Annotated in this window: 17 protein-coding genes and 3 pseudogenes; 4 read left to right on the top strand and 16 right to left on the bottom strand. The window is 60.0% G+C overall.

Going from position 1 to position 17,591, the window contains the following annotated elements; all coding sequences use genetic code 11:
* Positions 1 to 176: 176 nt before the first annotated feature.
* Genes queE through queC form a run of 3 tightly spaced genes read right to left on the bottom strand, consistent with a single transcriptional unit; the run spans position 177 to position 1,962 of the window.
* Positions 177 to 911 carry a 7-carboxy-7-deazaguanine synthase QueE gene (queE, locus tag NKJ04_RS15665; RefSeq protein WP_023735817.1) on the bottom strand — a complete coding sequence of 245 codons (735 nt, stop codon included), beginning with the start codon at positions 909 to 911 and terminating at the stop codon, positions 177 to 179.
* The gene (gene queD / locus NKJ04_RS15660; protein WP_023673552.1) at positions 908 to 1,264 is read right to left on the bottom strand and encodes a 6-carboxytetrahydropterin synthase QueD; all 357 of its coding nucleotides are present in this window, start codon (positions 1,262 to 1,264) and stop codon (positions 908 to 910) included. Before queD ends, queE begins: the two co-directional genes overlap by 4 nt.
* Entirely contained in the window at positions 1,264 to 1,962 is a 699-nt protein-coding gene (gene queC, locus NKJ04_RS15655; RefSeq protein ID WP_023766604.1) for a 7-cyano-7-deazaguanine synthase QueC, read from the bottom strand. Before queC ends, queD begins: the two co-directional genes overlap by 1 nt.
* Before the next feature lie 403 nt (positions 1,963 to 2,365).
* Here queC and NKJ04_RS15650 point away from each other — a divergent pair, with 403 nt between their 5' ends.
* Positions 2,366 to 2,755, top strand: a complete 390-nt coding sequence (locus NKJ04_RS15650) for a hypothetical protein (protein ID WP_023735820.1) — start codon at positions 2,366 to 2,368, stop codon at positions 2,753 to 2,755.
* Positions 2,756 to 3,678: 923 nt separating this feature from the next.
* Here the strand turns inward: NKJ04_RS15650 and NKJ04_RS15645 are convergent.
* The 5 genes and pseudogenes from NKJ04_RS15645 to bluB form a co-directional block, all read right to left on the bottom strand.
* Entirely contained in the window at positions 3,679 to 3,933 is a 255-nt protein-coding gene (locus NKJ04_RS15645) for a helix-turn-helix domain-containing protein (protein ID WP_023735822.1), read from the bottom strand.
* Positions 3,934 to 4,452: 519 nt separating this feature from the next.
* A complete protein-coding gene (glmS, locus tag NKJ04_RS15640) occupies positions 4,453 to 6,273 on the bottom strand; it encodes a glutamine--fructose-6-phosphate transaminase (isomerizing) (protein WP_352441143.1) in 1,821 nt (606 codons plus the stop codon).
* Between the two features lie 282 nt (positions 6,274 to 6,555).
* Complete coding sequence (locus tag NKJ04_RS15635; RefSeq protein WP_023809321.1) at positions 6,556 to 6,711, bottom strand: hypothetical protein; 156 nt, start codon at positions 6,709 to 6,711, stop codon at positions 6,556 to 6,558.
* Complete coding sequence (locus tag NKJ04_RS15630) at positions 6,695 to 6,871, bottom strand: class I SAM-dependent methyltransferase (RefSeq protein WP_023762808.1); 177 nt, start codon at positions 6,869 to 6,871, stop codon at positions 6,695 to 6,697. The genes NKJ04_RS15635 and NKJ04_RS15630 overlap by 17 nt, the downstream gene beginning before the upstream one ends.
* Before the next feature lie 315 nt (positions 6,872 to 7,186).
* Positions 7,187 to 7,807: pseudogene (gene bluB, locus NKJ04_RS33700) on the bottom strand (5,6-dimethylbenzimidazole synthase).
* A gap of 729 nt (positions 7,808 to 8,536) precedes the next feature.
* Here bluB and NKJ04_RS15615 point away from each other — a divergent pair.
* Together NKJ04_RS15615 and NKJ04_RS15610 are read left to right on the top strand one after the other, a co-directional pair.
* Positions 8,537 to 9,433, top strand: coding sequence for a hypothetical protein (locus NKJ04_RS15615; protein WP_352441144.1), 897 nt, complete (start codon positions 8,537 to 8,539; stop codon positions 9,431 to 9,433).
* Positions 9,434 to 9,888: 455 nt separating this feature from the next.
* Entirely contained in the window at positions 9,889 to 10,668 is a 780-nt protein-coding gene (locus NKJ04_RS15610; RefSeq protein ID WP_023766597.1) for a Crp/Fnr family transcriptional regulator, read from the top strand.
* A gap of 491 nt (positions 10,669 to 11,159) precedes the next feature.
* On the opposite strand, the pseudogene NKJ04_RS15605 reads toward NKJ04_RS15610, so the two are convergent.
* The 8 genes and pseudogenes from NKJ04_RS15605 to panB all read right to left on the bottom strand — a co-directional run bounded on the left by NKJ04_RS15605 (position 11,160) and on the right by panB (position 16,409).
* Positions 11,160 to 12,122 (bottom strand): annotated as a pseudogene (locus tag NKJ04_RS15605) (hypothetical protein).
* A 155-nt stretch (positions 12,123 to 12,277) separates the two neighbouring features.
* The gene (locus NKJ04_RS15600) at positions 12,278 to 12,679 is read right to left on the bottom strand and encodes a DUF2285 domain-containing protein (protein WP_245264243.1); all 402 of its coding nucleotides are present in this window, start codon (positions 12,677 to 12,679) and stop codon (positions 12,278 to 12,280) included.
* A 67-nt stretch (positions 12,680 to 12,746) separates the two neighbouring features.
* Positions 12,747 to 13,121 carry a transcriptional regulator domain-containing protein gene (locus NKJ04_RS15595; RefSeq protein ID WP_350314065.1) on the bottom strand — a complete coding sequence of 125 codons (375 nt, stop codon included), beginning with the start codon at positions 13,119 to 13,121 and terminating at the stop codon, positions 12,747 to 12,749.
* A gap of 22 nt (positions 13,122 to 13,143) precedes the next feature.
* Entirely contained in the window at positions 13,144 to 13,776 is a 633-nt protein-coding gene (locus tag NKJ04_RS15590) for an acyl-homoserine-lactone synthase (protein WP_023766595.1), read from the bottom strand.
* 93 nt (positions 13,777 to 13,869) lie between these two features.
* Positions 13,870 to 14,595, bottom strand: coding sequence for a LuxR family transcriptional regulator (locus tag NKJ04_RS15585; RefSeq protein ID WP_352676136.1), 726 nt, complete (start codon positions 14,593 to 14,595; stop codon positions 13,870 to 13,872).
* Between the two features lie 92 nt (positions 14,596 to 14,687).
* A complete protein-coding gene (locus NKJ04_RS15580) occupies positions 14,688 to 14,984 on the bottom strand; it encodes a pantoate--beta-alanine ligase (protein ID WP_352676135.1) in 297 nt (98 codons plus the stop codon).
* Positions 14,932 to 15,483, bottom strand: a pseudogene (gene panC / locus NKJ04_RS15575) (pantoate--beta-alanine ligase); the annotation flags it as partial. The gene NKJ04_RS15580 and the pseudogene panC, both read right to left, overlap by 53 nt.
* 65 nt (positions 15,484 to 15,548) lie before the next feature.
* A complete protein-coding gene (gene panB, locus NKJ04_RS15570) occupies positions 15,549 to 16,409 on the bottom strand; it encodes a 3-methyl-2-oxobutanoate hydroxymethyltransferase (RefSeq protein ID WP_023766592.1) in 861 nt (286 codons plus the stop codon).
* Between the two features lie 173 nt (positions 16,410 to 16,582).
* Here panB and NKJ04_RS15565 point away from each other — a divergent pair, with 173 nt between their 5' ends.
* On the top strand, positions 16,583 to 17,551 hold the full coding sequence (locus tag NKJ04_RS15565; protein WP_352676132.1) for an NUDIX hydrolase: 969 nt from the start codon (positions 16,583 to 16,585) through the stop codon (positions 17,549 to 17,551).
* Positions 17,552 to 17,591 lie beyond the last annotated feature (40 nt).

Genomic DNA, 17,591 nt, shown 5'->3' with positions numbered 1-17,591 from the left:
ATGGTTGTCGGCGACAGCTCCCTTCGACCTTGCAAGGAGAATGCAAGGTGCCGTGCAAGCGGCTGACAACACTTGGGCCGGTGGCAGAAGTCCGCAAGCACCCCGGCAGCGCGGTCAACGTTGAACCACCCGTTCACCCGAATATGCCGGTGCAGTTCCGGTGGAAAGGGCTTGGCCTAGACGGCTCTCTTGTTACCCCAGAGCATAACGTGCAGCTGCGGTAGCACGCGGGCTTCGAACCATTTGTCGCGGGTCACGCTGTCAACCAGCCACTCCATGCGCTTCAATATTCCGTCAAGGTCGACGGGCGCGTCATCATTTGCCGGGTGTGGCGGCGTGTGATTGCCGGGTTGCAGATAGATCGGAAGTTGCGGAAATTGCGCAGCGGCGTCTTTCGCGTAGGCGTAGTCCCTTTCGTCGAAAACAATGAGCTTGAGCACGATTTGGGGCTTGCCTTGTGCCGCCTGGAGGCACGCCTCGACAGCGGCCCAATCTGTCGTCATTTGGCTTGACGGCGGCTTTGGGCTGAGGATCAGCACGTCAAGGTGCGCAAACCAGTCCCTGGCAAGCGAACCTTGGGTTTCCAGCGCAAAACGGTAACCGTCACCATGGCCTCGGTCGATGAGCGCGCCGAGCGGCTGGATGGCCGGATTGCCGCCTGACAGTGACACCATAAGCGGGCGGCCACCGGAAAGCGCAAGCACATTTTTCCACACCGCGCCGACGGACATCATCTCCCATTCATGGCGGAATTGATTGTCCACAGCATGCAGGCTGTCGCACCAGGAACAGCGAAAGTCACACCCGCCGGTTCTGACGAAGATCGTCGGCAAACCTATGAGCACGCCCTCGCCCTGGATCGTCGGCCCGAAAATCTCGCTAACGCGGATTGCGGGATGCGTATTGGTCATGGCCGGTATTCCGCCCAGGTTTTCGGCGTTTCGCTCACCCGCACGGCCGCGGTTTCGCTCAGGCGTGCCTTGCACCAGTCGTAGAAATGTCTGGCCAGATATTCCGCCGTGACTTGCTCGTGTCCCAGCACGTCGTTGAGATGTCGGTGGTCGAAGCTCTCGTCGATGTAGCGTTTGAATGGCGCCAAATCGTGGTAGTCGCGCACGAAGCCGTGATCGTCCAGTCCATCCGCTGAAAGCTCCACTTCGACGATGTAGTTATGTCCGTGCAGGCGCGCGCATTGGTGATCGGGTGGCAATGAGGTGAGCTGATGCGAGGCTGAGAAGTGGAATTCCTTGGTGATGCGGAACATTACGCGGTGGTCCTTCGCAGCGCTCCGAGCCAGAAGTCGGAGTCCTCGTACTCGGTTGGGTCCGGGTGCCCGGCGATGTGGAACGCCTCACGCCGCTCGACGCAGGTCCCGCACCTCCCGCAATGACGCTCGGCGCCCTTGTAACAGGACCAGGTCTGCGCAAAGGGCGTGCCGTATGTGGCTCCATCCCTAACAATGTCCGCCTTCGTCAGGTTCACATAGGGTGCATAAAGGCGAATCTGCGCGTAGCCGTCGAGCGCGTGGTCCTGCATCATCTGGAAAGCATCGATGAAGGCCGGACGGCAATCGGGATAGACAATATGATCCCCACCATGCACGGCCGTCGCCACCGCGTCAGCGTCTTGCGCTGCGGCGAGACCGAAGGCAATGGCCAACATGATGGCGTTCCGGTTGGGCACCACCGTTACCTTCATCGTATCTTCGGCATAGTGCCCATCGGGCACGTCCACATTGTCGGTCAGCGCGGAGCCGGAAAGGCCGCCGCCGATCTCGTGGATATCGATGATTCGCTGCGGGACGCCCAGGCGCTCCGCGCAAAGGGTGGCGAAGCCCAATTCCTTCCTATGCCGTTGGCCGTAATCGAACGATAGCAGGCCGGTAAGCTGGTGCTCCGCTGCCACCTTGTGAGCAAGAGTAACGGAATCCAATCCGCCGGAGCAGACGACGAGAGTCTTCATCGTTGGGTCCTTGTTTTAACCGGGTAGGCTGCGACCGGAGATTTCTCTGCGCTCCAGTACTTCAGGAAAACCATTTTGTGAAGTGAACGGAGACCAGTTTCGTGCGCTTGCGTGCGGTGCGCAAAACGCCCTCGCGGTGAGCTGGAAGGACACGGACTGGTGAGACGTCACGCTTCAGCGGAATGCTCAAGCGAACGCTGCTCGCGGACAAAGTTCTCGACGAGCAGAGCCTGGCGGTTCCGAGCGCCGAGGGACGCCACTGCAACGGTTGCAGGGTACAAGGAGCCCGGATGGCTTGCCGCAAAGATGACCGGCAAACCCTGAATAACCGGTGATGAGCCGACATCTGTGAACAAGCGGTGTGGTCGATTGCAATCACCCATGTCTTGCGCACAGGTACCTTATGTCAGTGGATGAACTGAACTTGATGGTTTTACAGATGGCAGTCGAAAGCGTCCGCTCGCTCTCGTTGAGCTTCGCTGAAAAAGCCGCCGAGATAGCAACCAGGAGCCGCGGCATCCTGCTTTTCGACGTGCGGATCGACGGTGACGCGCAGGTCCAGCGGGTCGCAGCCATCCGATATCACGGCGGCCAATTCGGCGTGCTGGCGTTGGATGTACACGGCCTAGTTACCCACTATTGCATCGTTAACGGTATGTTCTCACATTACATTGCGTCCTTGGAGAGCTGGCACAGGATGCCCCTGTCGATGCAGGCCAAGATGGATGCCAACGGCAATGCCCGTCTCTTCGTAGCCGCGTTGCGGGATGCCGGACATATGCTGGGCACCTAGCATTGGGCGAGAATGCATCTGTGAATTTTGCATGTGCGTCACTGCGATGGCGCCGGCATGATCGTCATGCTCCAAAACGGCTGCGGCCCCCGCGAAGCGGTCGCCGCGATGATGGTGATCAACGGCGTTGCATCGATGCGAGCGTAGACAGAGGTCTCCTCCTGGCATCGAGCGCATGCAAGGAGCTACGCAAGCGCAGCTGCATCAAGTATTTTGAAGGGACGACCTCATGCATGGAGCTTGCGCTGCATACGGGCGGCGCGAGCCGCGTTGCCATCCAGCAGAGAGGGTGCTTGCGGTACTCTCAATGACCCGAGATCGCAAATGGACGTGGGTAAGCACCAGAACTGCAACACCCATGGTGGTCCGCTGGACTCGCTGGAGGAAGCACAAGGTGTCGGCGGGCAGAGCGCAGCGAGTGCCTACCTCGATCTTTCTAGAAGCGCGCCGGCAGCCTGGGCGGGGGGGCTTGGGGTTAGACTGCCGGCGCACGCCACTCACGAAGAGCGGCCCCTTTTCGTGGTTCGAACACCCATAGTCAACCCGGAAACGTCAGGATGCCCGCCATGTTATTTTCAGAGCGGCGCGATGCCGGCCAGTTGGCCGATTCAGCCTAGGAGTAGCCACTCTCGTAGGCCGAGTTGATGCTCAAGCGCCAGCATCGCCTCGCCGAACTACCAAGAGTTCGCCGTTACAATCCTTCGTCGCGAGCCGATGCCCTCGTGCACGTTTCGTAGCACTCCGGGCGGCTATATCGCGTTGTTGTTCGCGAGCCCATGTGAAGGGTTCCTGCATCGGAAAGTTGACGAGATTCTCTTGGCGGTACTGCGCCAGAGGCATCCCAACGGAATCAGCGTCTACAATCAGCCGCAAGCTTCACATCACAAGAGCGGTAGTCCACCCATTGCGGATCATCCGACTGATCAGGCGGCGTCCGAAATGTGCGACTCTGCCTCAAGGATTCCCACAGGTATGGAAAGCGATCTCGCTATCCGATCCCGATATCCCTTGTTGTACCTCAGACCTCGCTCGATGTTTTGAATTTCCTCAGCGGCAAGCCCGCTCGCGACCGTCAGGTCCTCGATCGAATACCCAAGGTGCTCACGATAAGCGCGGACGATGTGGGTCCCCTGCGACATAGCCGTCAAGACTGGTTCGGGAATGCGCGAATCGTTCATAAACATCTCCAAGAACATGGGAGCTCCCTCGGGAGATACCCCCCGGCGGCGCAGACCAAGCAAATCAAAAAATGGACGTCCATTCAGCCGGACCGGCCTCATCCATGGAATGGGCCGCCTGAATTAGGAGCTGGGTCGGAATATGGCGGCTCACCTCCTTCTAATCAAGAAAGCCAACGGCGAGAATTATTCGCGAAGGATCGCAGGTCGGATGCGCTACAGCCGATCAGGCCATCTCAGGAGGGGGCCCTGGAACTCTGAACACCAACTCGAACTCCCGGTACGGACACTGCTTCCTTCGGCCAATCTCCACCGGCGGGGGAGCGAAAGACCCACTCTTGAAAGCCCCCGGCTGCGTGCTGACGTCGGCTCTAGGAAGCTCGATCGCCCTGTGCCCCGATCGACCGGCCGAAAAAAGGGATTCCAAATTCCAGCAAACACTGGTCATCTGGTTTTCATCCGGATCCAGACAAAGGGTAGCTTTCCATCGAGAGCTTCGCCATCTGTACAGGTTCACAATCATTCGACCGTGACCGATTTTGCGAGATTGCGCGGCTGGTCTACATCTGTCCCCATGAAGAGCGCCGTGTGGTAGGCAAGAAGCTGTATCGGCAGCGAGAAGATCATTGGCGCGATAATCTCGTCGACTACCGGCAGCACGAGCGTGTGCATGGTGTCGAGTTTCGATGCGGCTGCCCCATTTTTATCGGTGATGAGTATAATCCGCCCTCCACGGGCAGCCACTTCCTGCATGTTGGAGACGGTCTTGTCGAAAAAGCGGTCATGGGGCGCGATGACGATCACCGGCATGTTCTCATCTATCAATGCGATTGGCCCGTGCTTCAATTCACCCGCTGCATAGCCTTCGGCATGGATGTAGGAAATCTCCTTGAGCTTCAGCGCTCCTTCCATCGCTAGCGGGAAACTGGTGCCACGGCCGAGATACAGGACGTCACGACACTTTGACAGTTCGCGCGACAAGAACTCGATCTCCGGCTGGATGCTGTTGAGTACCTGGCCCATGACGCGCGGCAATTCGGCGAGGCTCCTGACGAGTGCCCGCAGCTCGCCTTCGGGGACGGTCCCGCGGGCTCTGGCGGCGCTGATGGCGAGTGCGGCTAGAACGGCAAGCTGGCAGGTAAAAGCCTTGGTAGAGGCGACGCCGATCTCCGGTCCGGCAAGGATCGGGAAGACCGTATCGGCCTCCCGAGCGATGGTCGATTCGCAGGCATTGACGATAGCGCCAATTTTCAGCCCACGCTCCTTGCAGTACCTCAACGATGCAAGCGTATCGGCGGTTTCGCCGGATTGCGAAATGAAAAGAGCCGCGGACTGCGGCGGCAAAGGGATCTCGCGGTAACGGAATTCAGACGCAACGTCGATTTCAACCGTCAGGCGCGCATAGCGCTCGAACCAGTATTTTCCGATCAGTCCGGCGAGATAGGCGGTCCCGCAGGCAGAGATCGCCAAGCTCGGAACCTTGGCGAAATCGATGCCAGGAACCATGTCGCGACCCTCTATGATTTTGATGTAATGACGAAGAGCATGGGCGATGACCTCGGGCTGCTCGTATATTTCCTTCTCCATGAAGTGGCGATGGCTGCCCTTGTTGGCCAGATCGGCCGCGGCCGTGGAGATATGGCACGGACGCTCGACGGGATGGCCGTCGATATCGAAGATATGGGCGCCCGAATTGCCGACAATGGCCCAGTCGCCGTCCATGAGATAGGTAATTTCATTGGTGAAGGGCGCAAGAGCGATCGCGTCGGAGCCCAGGAACATCTCGCCGTCGCCGTGACCGATCGCCAGCGGTGGTCCGTTGCGCGCCGCCGTGATGGTCGACGGTTCATCTTCGAAGAGGATGGCAAGCGCATAGGCGCCCCTGACGCGTTTCAGCATGGCACGCGTGGCCTCTTGCGGCCTCATGCCCTCGCGGCGGTATCTTGCCAAGAGATGCCCAACGACCTCGGTGTCAGTGTCGGTCTGGAACTCGGCGCCATCCGCCGCCAATTCCTCCTTCAGCTCGGTGAAATTCTCGATGATGCCGTTATGGACGACGGCGACACCGTCGGTAAAGTGCGGGTGCGCATTGCGTTCCGTCGAGGCCCCGTGGGTTGCCCAACGCGTGTGGCCGATGCCGACTTTGCCGCTCAGCGGCTCTTCCTTCAGTCGCCTCTCGAGATTGACGAGCTTGCCCTCGGCGCGCCGGCGGTGCAAGGCACCGTCGATGATCGTCGCAACGCCGGCGGAATCATAGCCGCGATATTCCAAACCCTTCAACGCGCCGATCAACCGATCCGACACCGGCTGTTGCCCAACGATGCCAACAATCCCGCACATGTTCGTCTCCGCATTTTTGCGGGCAGCATCAGCCCACGCGAGACGGATACCCATCCGGCCGCTTTAAGTGGCGGCCTTGTAGTAGTATTCCATGATATTGGTACAATTGATTGTAGTGATCACTACCATCCGCCCCATGGATAGGTCGGCTGCTGTGGGGACCTAAAGTTCTATTCGCGCCTGACGCTCTTATGACAATCGCAGACTCACCCGCGGCAGGATCACGGCCTCAGAAACGGCCAGCAGGCCTTGGACAGTGGACGGACGACCGGCCTGCGAGCCCTAGTCAGGCAGTCCGGCATGTAGAAGCATTGTGCCGCCGACTTCGGCATCGGCGATGGTCTGTCTCGGCGACAGCCTGAGTTCGCTTCGCGGGCCGCGCGGCTCGCCCAGGACCGTCGTCGTCTGCGCGGCGCCGGTGTCAGTTGACGATGGCATAATGCCCGCCGGGGGCGAGCGCCTCGCGCACGGCACGTGCCAGCCGCGGTCGGTCCGGGACGCCATGGAAAGCGTTGGCCATGAAGACGAGGTCGACGGGGCGTGACACCAGAGTAGCGAGTTCATAGGCGTCGCCGGCGACGAATTCGCAATTGGTCACGCCGGCGCCGGTAGCGGCGCTGCGTGGCCTCCAGCTGGTCGGCGTCGATGTCTATGGCGACGACATGGCGGGCGACCGTGGCGATCGGCACAGCCGTCGCCGCAGCAGAGGTCGACCACCTCCATGCCCGGCTTCAGCCCGGTTGCCGCCAGCGCCATCTTCGCTGCGGTCCGGTTTGTCAGTGCTCTTTCCTGGCCTTGGCAAGAACACGAACTTCGGCTTCGGTCCGGAATGGCAATGTACCCCGATGGCGAAGGGCGACCCGATCTGCGTCAAGCTCATCGCCAGGGAAGAGACGAAGTGATGGGCACCCCCCTACCGCTGATTACCACCGGCGGCCGCCTCGCGTTCCAAGGTGGGCATGTCGTGCTCCTCGCAGGCTAGCCGAGGCAGAAATAACCGATCAGCGTCCACTCGGGCGGCGTGTCGAGAATCTCGGCCATCTCGGTCACATCGAGGATCGACACCCAGCCCATGCCGATGCCTTCCGCCCGCGCCGCTAGCCACAGTGTGTGCACCGCCATGACGGCCGAATAGTCGATGGTCGCCGGCATGGTTATGCGACCGAGCCCAAGGCCTTGTCCGGTCGTGCGGTCGGCGAAAACCGCGAACTGACAGGGCGCCTCGTTGAGACCGGCAAGCTTCAGCCGGGCATAGAGTGCAGCGCGCTCTCCCGAAAAGCACGTGAGCGCCTCGGCATTGCAGCGTTCGAAGCAGTCTCTCACCGGCGGTGCGCCGCTCGAGGCTGTCGACCACTACGAAGCGCAAGGGCTGGCTGAGGCCAACGCAGGGCGCAATGCTGGCGAGCTCGAGCAGCCGTTCCAGCTTGCCCTCCGGCAGAGCCGTCGGCTCGAAGCGCCGCACATCCCTGCGCCAGCGCAGCAGCGTGATCAGCCCGGCCCGAAAATCGTCGGCGAAATCGGGAGGTGACGGCATGGCGGTCTCGTTCGGGGCTAGGGATTGCAGTAGGGAGTACGGTGTGGATTGCCAGCTGCCTATTGCCCAAGCTGGCTTGTTGCGTCCGACAAGCGCGCCATGCGGCCCTAACCGCAAACGATAGAAAAATGTTTCCTGGTGGGCGGCGCTATTACGATGCAATCCAGCAAACCAGTTTCGATCAGCTCGCACGGCGGTGAATCATGTGCCAGGGCCTTTGCTAAATTCGCCATTGACACTCAGGCGCACCCGTATCGCTCACCAGGCCTCGGAATGCGGAGAACGTCGGCCTAGAACGCGGCGACGGCGACAGGCGTCTCAGCTTGCATATACTCGTTCCTGCCGCACCGCCTGTAACTCATTTTGCTTCCGACCACGTCGGCCTCGACGTCCCCGAAGGTTCCCCAGGTCATTCGGCAGATACCATCGTCTGACGTCATAGCGCCGGACCAGCACCAGCTGCCCAATTTCATGGGCATTGCTGAGCTTCCAGTCGCCCGCAGTTTCGCCTTCCACCAGTGTCAGGCATCACCCAATGGGGACTCATCCCTCTCACAGTCAATTCGCGGTTGACTTATTTGTCTCCGGCGAAGTGCGACAGCTGCTCGTATCCAGCAGCGTGAGCGATAGTTGATCAAATGCTGCCAATGAGTTTTGATACTGCAATCTTTAGACAGCCGCCTACCATGAATGTGCCATCGCGTTTCGGCGATCGAAGGAGCGAAGCCGGTGTCCAGTCGTCACTACATATTCCCGGAGAACAGCGAACCTCTGCGGCTATCGCGGCGGCTTGTAGAGGGAATGATCTTCGGAAAGGACGCTCTCCCGCAATACGCCGGCACACGCCAGCGGGTCGTCTCGGTGATAGTTGAGAACGAAGGCACCGCGCCGAATCGGATTCTAGATGCCCAAGGAGCCTATTGGGTTTTCGATGCTGCGGGCGATATCCGAAAAGGCCTCACACGGTCGACTAGCGACATTATGAGCGCCACCTTCAATGATTCCGACAACAAGGGAACGGTGGTGGCACTTCAGCCAAAGCTCTCCAAGAAGAGGGCTGAGGAGGAGCACCGCTGGGTAGTGGGCAAGGCCGAACTCGACAGGATTGCCGCAGACATCTGGCCGAAGGTGAAGTCGGACAAGATGAGATCCGCGCAGGGGGTTTCGGTGAAGCGACCGCCGCTTACCTATGATGCTCGGCACGCACTCGACGAGGCTACCGCAAATCTGTGGAAGATTTCGCACGCAGTAGCTCAACTTAAGGAGCCTAGCCTGAAGGGCTTTGCCCATGAGGCTCGTTCGAGAGGTGCCGACCGCCCGGAGCACGAACTTCTCTACCAAGCCATCGCCCAGTTGGCAGATCAGCGACTCGAAATTCTGCGACGTCGCAGGACCGGGAAAGGCGTCTGGTATGCCATAGTGGGCGTAATAAAATGGAACGGCGACCACGTAGGCCAGAGCGTAGCCAGGTTCCACGAGAAGTGCGAAGGAAAGCGTTCAGCGGTCGTCGCGGCGAGAAAGCTTCTCGCCGAACATGCCGGTGAATTCGCGGAAAATATGACTGTGGAGGCCGAAGTGCTGACTGACCTTGAATGGCAGGGCAGGCTCCCTGAAGTGGAAGATTGAGGGTCGCGCCATGGCGGGCTACTTGATTTCGGTGTCGCAGATGCGTGGCCAAAGACCGACACATGCTGCCAGGCATATGCATCTGCGGACTGGTTTGACTTTTGATATTGGGATAGGCAGGAAGGCCGCTTGCTGTACAGACGAGCTTATCGGCGAGGTCGAGAATCCTAGTACCGGTCAATGGTGGTGCATCCACAGCAGTCTGATTTCGACAGCCGTCGTCGAGCCGGAGTGCGCACCGCCCTGTGCGGTGAGGCCTCCGTAAGGTCTGGGTATCTGAATGCCGTGTTAGCGCGGGCGCGCCAAACCTTGGCTCGCGCCGGTCAAGGCAGTTAATCAAAAAAATGGGACATCCGGGGTTCGCAGGCATACAGTGTGCCATCGACGGCAACTCTAAGGGCGTCCGTCGGCTGTGAGCGATCAACATGCTTCCGCCCCAATAGGGAGAGGGAGCTATGACAGACTCCAGTTCACAAACTCACACTGCCGCGCAACGCGACACCCGCCAAAATTCCATCTATCGCAATTCGCTGCTGCTTCGAATGTGCTCGGCAGATTTGGCATTGCTGCAACCTCACTTGGAAAGCGTCTCCCTTGGACTGAAGACGCATCTCGAAGTGGCGGGGTCACCAATCAGAACCGTGTACTTCTTCGAGAGCGGTCTCGGGTCAGTGGTGGGCGAACTGCGGCCTGGTATTGAAGCTGAGATCGGAATCATTGGTTGTGAGGGCATGACCGGCTCAGCGCTTATCATGGGCGATGACCGATCAACGCACGATTGTTACGTGCAATTAGAAGCCCGCGCCTTTGTTATCGACGCGGGCCTCTTCACCAAGGCGCTTTTGACAAGCCCAACCCTGCGAACTTTTCTGCTCCGCTACGTTCACTACTTTCACCTCCAGGCAAGCTTCACCGCGCTCAGCAATGCCCGGATGAACATCGTCGATAGGCTCTCAAGATGGCTGGTGATGTGTGATGATCGCGTCGACGGAAACCGCTTGGCGATTACGCACGAGTTCTTATCAGTCATGCTCGGTGTCAGGCGGCCCGGCGTCACCATAGCGCTGCAAATGTTAGAGGGGCAAGGTCTGATACGATCGATGCGAGGAGAGGTCGTTATCCTTGATCGCACGCGTCTGATTGCGCTGGCTGACGGGTCGTATGGCAGGGCTGAAGCCGAATACGCTCGGCTAATCAGCCAACTGCCTTGGCCGCAGGCGCCTGATCGCCAATGAATGTGCTCGAACAGGGAGATGGCCGATCTCCTGCATTGAGGCCATGTCCGGGTAAGCCGCCTAAACAGAGCCTTCACCGCCGACGTTGTCGAGCATCAGATCCAAGACGAAGCTGTCATGCCGGCACCGCTGCATGCGCCGCCCCAGGGAAACCGCCCCTCGCATCCATTCAGGATTCCGAAGCACGATACGGCTGTGCACCACCTTCCGGCCACTGCAAAGGGGACCCGAGATGACTCGGTCCGTAAAGGCGGTTTTCGAAGAGCATCTGAGGCGATATCGAGGAGGATCTTGGGGCGCACTGCCGTCTAACCTCGATTAAGCAGGCATTCATGCGCTGGTTGGAGCAATGGCGAGACTCATTGCACCAGCCCAGTTCAAGGCATGTGCGGACAACCGCTTTGGGCGCCGAACAGATCGATTGGCGGCATAGCCTTATCTTGCCTCACAAGACTTGTGGTCCGGGAAGGCTGTTTCGGGACTTTTCGAAATCAGCGGATCACAGGCTCGCCATGGAAGCGGCGGCGTGATGGAGGAGAAACCCCGAAGCCAACTTCCATCATCAGCCGTGGCCTGTGCGCCGGCACGGTGCCCATATGGAACCCGAACGGATCCTCGACGAAACCGAAACCGGCCTCGCCGGTCAGCGTGACCGGGCTCTGCTTGCCGTACACGTCCAGAATCTCTTGCGCGGGATGGCCGACGACAAGCGTAAGTTGGTGCTTGAGGGCGCGGCGATCATGGCTGCCGCGGACATAGACATGCGGGCCGGTCCCCTCGTCGACGGGCACCAGATAGAAAAAGAACTTCAGCATCCGCCAGTCGTCCAGATCGAAGTGGTATTTGCCGAGCGAAGCCAGGTTCTTGTCGGCGTCCGACGCCTGGCCGGTCGGGAAGCTCCACCAGACGCGCGTTGTGATCAGCGTCGCCTGGCCGCCGAGATAGTGCGCGGCAATATCCATGAGCAGCGGATCGTTTTGGATGGCAACGGCCAAGTTACAGCCCAGAATGCGCTCGAAATAATGAATGACCGCTGAGCAACGGACGGCCAAACCGCGCCTCAGCCTCCGCATGCTCCGCCGGCATGAATTCGTGCCGAAACAAGGTGTGCGCCTGGCGAACGCGGCTACATCTTCAGCCACCATTGTTGGCAGGACGAGGCCGGGAAAAAGCCCATCCATCCGCAGCGCGTCGACAACGTCCTGGCAATTGATACCGGCAAACATCGTGTCCTGGGCTCTTTGCGACCTTCGGACCGGCTTTGCACCACGCCAGTGCATTCTCCGTGCCGGCATGGTGCGCGCCAACATGAACATGGGCAGCCACGCCGGGTTCTCGCGAATATCCGACAGGTAGGTCGGAATGCGTACGGCTATGCGACGCAGCATGCTGCCGTTTCGCGCGATCGTCTCAAGGCTTGCCGCGCCGGCTTTGTCGGGGTTCATAACGGTCATCGGGATCCTCAAGGCATGAATGCACTCATCGACGAAGGTTGGGTCCCAGTGCTTCGCCGCGGAAGAACTGGGCGCTTGCCACGTTTTGTGCAACGCACAATTGCACTCAGAAATGGAGGTTGCGCGTTCGAATAAGACAATCGCAACCGCCCCAATTACCTCAGGAACTGTCTGTAGCCGCCGCCCATCAGGTAGCGGCCACGTTGGATGGCGCGACGTACCTGATCGCGAAGATGGCCACCTGGATGACGCCAATCTTCTTCGACGCGGCGTGTCCCGAACAAGGCAATGGCGACCTCCTGATGAGATGCTCCGGCAAGCGAGCCATCCAAAGCCTGGAGTACGATACGCAGACGCGCTCCGCGGTGTTCCGGCGGAAAGCAAGCAGCTGACAGGCGGGCGCAACCATTGACGTGGTTCAAGAACTGAAGGGCAGCGACATGGAACTTGAGGTGCTGCGGCTGAACGATCGCGTCGACATATAGCCGCAACGGGCGGAGGACGGACGCACCGGAAACGGCGATCTGCAGACTCCGGCAGTTCTCCCTCAGCAGCACGTGCTGCACGCCCGCAGCTGTCAGCAGGATGTCCTTGCAGCATGAGAGCGAAGAAAGGTGAAGCGGTTCAAAATCGTGGTCGAGCCCAAGCGGCTCCGCGGCCGCTCGTAGAATACAGGCGCAATCGCGCGGATCCCAAAAGACCCTCGCCGATGTAGCGTCCGAAAGTGGCGCGTCGGCGAAAAAGAAGGCTCCATTGTCTTAGGAGAGCTGATCCTGTCGTCAACTCGATTATCTGCATGTCGCCTTGGGGTCCGACAATGCAGGCGGACGGTGCCATTTTGGCGTGGTCGCGCTGGAATTGTGGATTGCGCCGAAGAAACTCCCAGGCCCAGCCAGTGCGTGGCAATCGTCTGGCATAGTGGTAAGCGTCGTGGCGACGCCAGTCCGGCCAGCATACAAGGCCGACCGTCGCTTCCTTGGACAGACCAGCATCCTTCATGGCTCAGGTGTCCACTATAGCGCTATGCCGACGGGCCTAGAACCGGTTGCCACAGTACCGGTCCAATCAGACGTCCCCTGCTGCGGATGCGCAAAAGGCTCGCGTGGGAAATCTCGAGAAACCCAGCCACCGCCTCCGTTTTGCCGACGCATTTGGGTTCTCCGATGCGCGACAATGGCCACGTAGCCAGGCGGAGGATCCGCTCCATGCGCGTATCCGTCACCGTTACTATCCGGGTCAGATCCTTGGCCAAGCCGAACTCGATCATGCCCGCGAAGAGCTCGTAGGTCGCCTGGGCCAGCCCGCCCGCAGCCTTGGGCGCCGACGGAGGAAGATCGAGCGCGAAACGACTGCTCTCCCATATGTCGGTGGTCGAGGGCACGACGTCAGCACCCAGCAGCACCGGGAAGGTGTCGCGCAACATTGTGGGTCCGGTGCTGGGCAGAAGACGCACGCAACCGCGAATTCGCCAGTCGGATCCTTTGAGGAGCAGATAGACGGGCTTCAGAGCATCAAACGAATCGGATTCCATCTGGTCTTCGGTATCAACTTCCCAATCGAGCCTTTCCTTGAACACCCGAAACCTGAGCCCGTGCATCTCTTTGAGTTCGCCTGCAAACTCGTTGTAAAAGTCTGGTGTTATCAGTTGCATCATGGTCGCCTCCATGTGGGATGTGTTCCCGCCATCGAAGGGCAAAGCTGACAGCGATGCAGCCTGTAGAGGTTTACAGGTATCGTGGCTGAAGAATCAGGATCTCGTCTGGCCGGAGGCAGCCATGCGTGCAACGGCCTGGTTGATCGTTCGAACGCCAAACTTTGCCTTGGCGTTTTCCAAGTGAAAAGTCACGGTGCGCTTTGAGACGCCGAGAAGCTGGCTGATATCCCAAGCCGACTTGCCGCGCGCCGCCCATTTCAGGCACTCGAACTCCCGCGGGGTGAGCGTTACACCATCCACCACGCGATCATCGGCGAGCCTGCGCCGGACGTGGATATGAAAGTTGATGGCCACCAGCTGCAATGCTTTTTCGTAACGTGCCAGTGACCGCAACAGAAGCGGACGGGACTCGTCGGAAGCAAAGGTCAGGGCAGCAAACCGGCCGAGATGATCATGCATGGACATCGTCAGGCCGCCGCAGATGCCAAACTCAGCCGCACTCTCCAGAATTTGTTGCTGCGAATTCGGCAGACAGTGTCGAGCGCGGTCCACACCCCAATCGAATGTATCCCAGCCTTGCAGCCCGCGCAGGATGACCGGATCAAACCTGTGGTACCGCTGTTGCAGATAACGTGATGTCCAGGATGAAGGATAGTTTGAAATCAATTGGGGGGCGTCGCCGGAGGCCGACGGGTAAGTGAAATAGGCGAATAGCGGGAAGTCGAAGCCGGCTGCAGCGGAGGCCATTGCCTCACAGAGATCGGCAGCATCAACACTTGCAGACATTTGCTCGACGAAGTTCTCAAACACGCGATGCATTTGCCCTGTGCGTAACCTCCGTTCGCTCAATGCCAGGCAGAGACCTTGTTTTAAACGATCCCGGACGGATACAGCGCGTGCCGAGAACGTGGCTAATCTGTTGAACCAATCCGAAATAGTCTGACGTTGTCTATGAGACGTGTGCCGCCGAGCCAGGCCGCGGCAAGCAACCGTGCCGGTCGATCAAGGCTTGGCATCGGGTGCAGATCTGCCTCTTCGCGAAGTTCCAGGTATTCGACCTCCGCGATAGCCTGCAGCCAGAATTGCTGCGCGAGATTCTGCAAGCGTTGGCAGGACGGGTGAGCCGCGCCCAAGCCGCTCAGCCGTCTTGAGCAGGACCGATGATAGCTTGGGAGCAACAGCGCGTTGCGCTGGCGAGAGCCGCACATTGCGCGATGATAGCGCAAGACCGTCGGCTTCACGGACTGTCGGACAGGCAACAATGGTGATTGGAATATCCAAATCCCGGGCCATGCGCCTGACCAGGTGAATTTGCTGAAAGTCCTTTTCGCCAAAGAAGCCGAAGTCAGCGCTGGTCTGCAGGAAGAGCTTGGTGACGACGGTCGCCACGCCATCGAAATGTCCCGGCCGGAAGGCACCGCACAGGCCCTCGCTGACACCGGACACCGAAACGGTGGTGGCGAAGCCCGCCGGATACATCTCCTCTGCATCTGGCGCATAAAGCAGGTGCGCGCCAAGCGGTGCCAGTTTGGCGGCATCCTCGTCCTCGGTGCGCGGATACGCGGCAAGATCGGCCTGGCTGTTGAATTGCTTCGGGTTTACGAAGAGCGTCACGATCACACGGTCTGCCTTCTCGAGTGCAGCGCGCACCAGGCTGAGATGGCCCTCATGCAGGACGCCCATCGTTGGCACCACGGCAATCCTCACGCCCTCGCGGCGCCATGCGGCGACGATTTCGCGAAGCTGGTCAGCGCTCCTGACGATCGGCACGGTCACGCTGCTTCTCCGCTTTTGGTGGCTTGCGTGTCGGCGGGCGTGGGCGCATCGGCAAACACGTGCTCGGCGGCCGGAAACTGGCGCTCCTTCACCTCGTGCGCATAGGAAGCGATCGCAGCCGCAGCCGCCTCCCCCAGTTCAGCATAGCGCTTGACGAATTTGGGTCGGAAGTCGCCGAAGAGGCCCAGCATGTCGTCGACGACGAGAATCTGGCCGTCACAGGCTGCCGAGGCACCGATGCCAATGGTCGGGGCCGCCACCTCCCCCGTGATCCGGCGGGCGAGCGCCTCAGGAACCTTCTCCAGGACGATCGCAAAGGCGCCCGCTTCGCTCACGGCAAGTGCGTCGCGCCTGATGCGCTCGGCATCCCCGCCCCTGCCCTGCACGCGGTAGCCACCGATGGTGTTGATGGCCTGCGGCGTCAAGCCGACATGAGCCATGACCGGCACGCCGCGTGCGGCGAGGAAGCCGATCGTCTCTGCCATCGTTTCGCCGCCTTCGAGCTTGACGGCCGTGCAGCCGGTCTCCGCCATGACGCGCGCAGCATTTCGGAAAGCCTGCTCTGGGCTTTCTTCGAAGGAACCGAACGGCAGGTCGACGACCATCAGCGCCTGCTTGATGCCACGGCGAACCGCCTGGCCATGCGTGATCATCATCTCCAGCGTGACACCGAGCGTCGAGGGCAGACCGTGGAGAACCATGCCGACGCTGTCGCCGACGAGCACCACATCACAATGGGGATCGACAAGCCGCGCGACTGGGGTGGTATAGGCGGTAAGGCAGACGAGCGGCGTCCCACCTTTGCGCGAACGAATATCCGGCGGTGTGATCGCCTTGGTATCACCAAACGCGCTCAATGGATCCTCCTTCCCCTACGTTACCAACCGCGGGTGTCGCCTTTCGCACATTTTTGTGCAGGTGCGAAGAGCAAAAAAATGGCCGTGCAGCTGTGGGGTGTTGACGTGCCGACAGGCGCGCTTACACTAAATCGATTAAGTGCCCCCCCGAGCTGGCAAACCAATTCGCGAACATGGACGATCAGGCAATACGACTCAGGAAAGACAGAGCCGCCGTGAATGCCGACGACGTCAAAGTGGACCTGATCGCCTTTGTGGTCGCCGTAAACGACAGTGAACCCTGTGTCCTCACCATCGGCCAGGCGGACACCTTGCCCTCCGGTCCCTTTGCGCTTGAGCACCGATCGCTGCAATCCGGCTTGAGGGGGTGGGTCGAGCAGCAGACCGGCCATCGGCTGGGGTACATTGAGCAACTCTACACGTTCGCTGATCGGGATCGCATCGGCGCCGAGCGCCAGCAGCGCGTCATCTCCATCAGCTATCTTGCATTGACCCGCAAGGAACAGGCAGCGGGCCCGCCCAAGTGCGGATGGCAGAGTTGGTATGAATATTTTCCATGGGAGGACCATCGCTCCGGCACGCCTCCGGTCGTGCTGGATGTTCTGCGACCACGCCTGATTGAATGGGCAAACGGCGTCCGCGATGCGGCCACGCGACGTGAACGCTGGCAGCGGGCGACGATAGCCTTTGGCTTCGACGACCGCCTTTGGAACGAGGAACTCATGCTGCAACGCTATGAGTTAGTTTACGAAGCAGGCTTGGTCCAAGAGGCCGTAAGAGGGCGGGACGGGGCGCCCCCTCCGCTGGTGCCCAGCAAGTCCATGGTCGCCGATCATCGCCGCATCGTGGCGACCGGCATTGCGCGGCTGCGCTCCAAGATCAAATACCGGCCGGTCGTCTTTGAGCTGATGCCGACGGTCTTCACGCTTTTGCAGCTGCAGCGAACCGTGGAGGCGCTCGCCGGCAGGCTCATCCACAAGCCGAACTTTCGCCGACTGATCGAACAGCAGGAACTGGTCGAGGAGACCGGAGAGGCCACTACTGAGACCGGCGGCCGGCCAGCGAAGCTTTTCCGTTTCCGCCACGCCGTTCTCGACGATAGGCTCATCGCCGGGACAAAATTGCCGCTGGCGCGGGGTTGACATCCCTTATACTCACAGCAAGTATATGCTGGTTATTTTC

It is taken from the genome of Mesorhizobium sp. M0618, from assembly GCF_040320765.1.
Classification (GTDB): Bacteria; Pseudomonadota; Alphaproteobacteria; order Rhizobiales; family Rhizobiaceae; genus Mesorhizobium.
This window is presented reverse-complemented; position numbering and strand designations above follow the sequence as displayed.

Bases quoted from the DNA above. Each gene is read 5' to 3' on its own strand.
- NKJ04_RS15645 (WP_023735822.1), bottom strand. From the start codon at position 3,933: ATGAACGATTCGCGCATTCCCGAACCAGTCTTGACGGCTATGTCGCAG.
- NKJ04_RS15590 (WP_023766595.1), bottom strand. From the start codon at position 13,776: ATGATGCAACTGATAACACCAGACTTTTACAACGAGTTTGCAGGCGAA.
- queC (WP_023766604.1), bottom strand. From the start codon at position 1,962: ATGAAGACTCTCGTCGTCTGCTCCGGCGGATTGGATTCCGTTACTCTT.
- NKJ04_RS15580 (WP_352676135.1), bottom strand. From the start codon at position 14,984: ATGTGCGGCTCTCGCCAGCGCAACGCGCTGTTGCTCCCAAGCTATCAT.
- glmS (WP_352441143.1), bottom strand. From the start codon at position 6,273: ATGTGCGGGATTGTTGGCATCGTTGGGCAACAGCCGGTGTCGGATCGG.
- NKJ04_RS15585 (WP_352676136.1), bottom strand. From the start codon at position 14,595: ATGCATCGCGTGTTTGAGAACTTCGTCGAGCAAATGTCTGCAAGTGTT.
- NKJ04_RS15565 (WP_352676132.1), top strand. From the start codon at position 16,583: ATGGACGATCAGGCAATACGACTCAGGAAAGACAGAGCCGCCGTGAAT.
- queE (WP_023735817.1), bottom strand. From the start codon at position 911: ATGACCAATACGCATCCCGCAATCCGCGTTAGCGAGATTTTCGGGCCG.
- NKJ04_RS15650 (WP_023735820.1), top strand. From the start codon at position 2,366: ATGTCAGTGGATGAACTGAACTTGATGGTTTTACAGATGGCAGTCGAA.
- NKJ04_RS15610 (WP_023766597.1), top strand. From the start codon at position 9,889: ATGACAGACTCCAGTTCACAAACTCACACTGCCGCGCAACGCGACACC.
- NKJ04_RS15595 (WP_350314065.1), bottom strand. From the start codon at position 13,121: ATGAAGGATGCTGGTCTGTCCAAGGAAGCGACGGTCGGCCTTGTATGC.
- queD (WP_023673552.1), bottom strand. From the start codon at position 1,264: ATGTTCCGCATCACCAAGGAATTCCACTTCTCAGCCTCGCATCAGCTC.
- NKJ04_RS15635 (WP_023809321.1), bottom strand. From the start codon at position 6,711: ATGCCATCGTCAACTGACACCGGCGCCGCGCAGACGACGACGGTCCTG.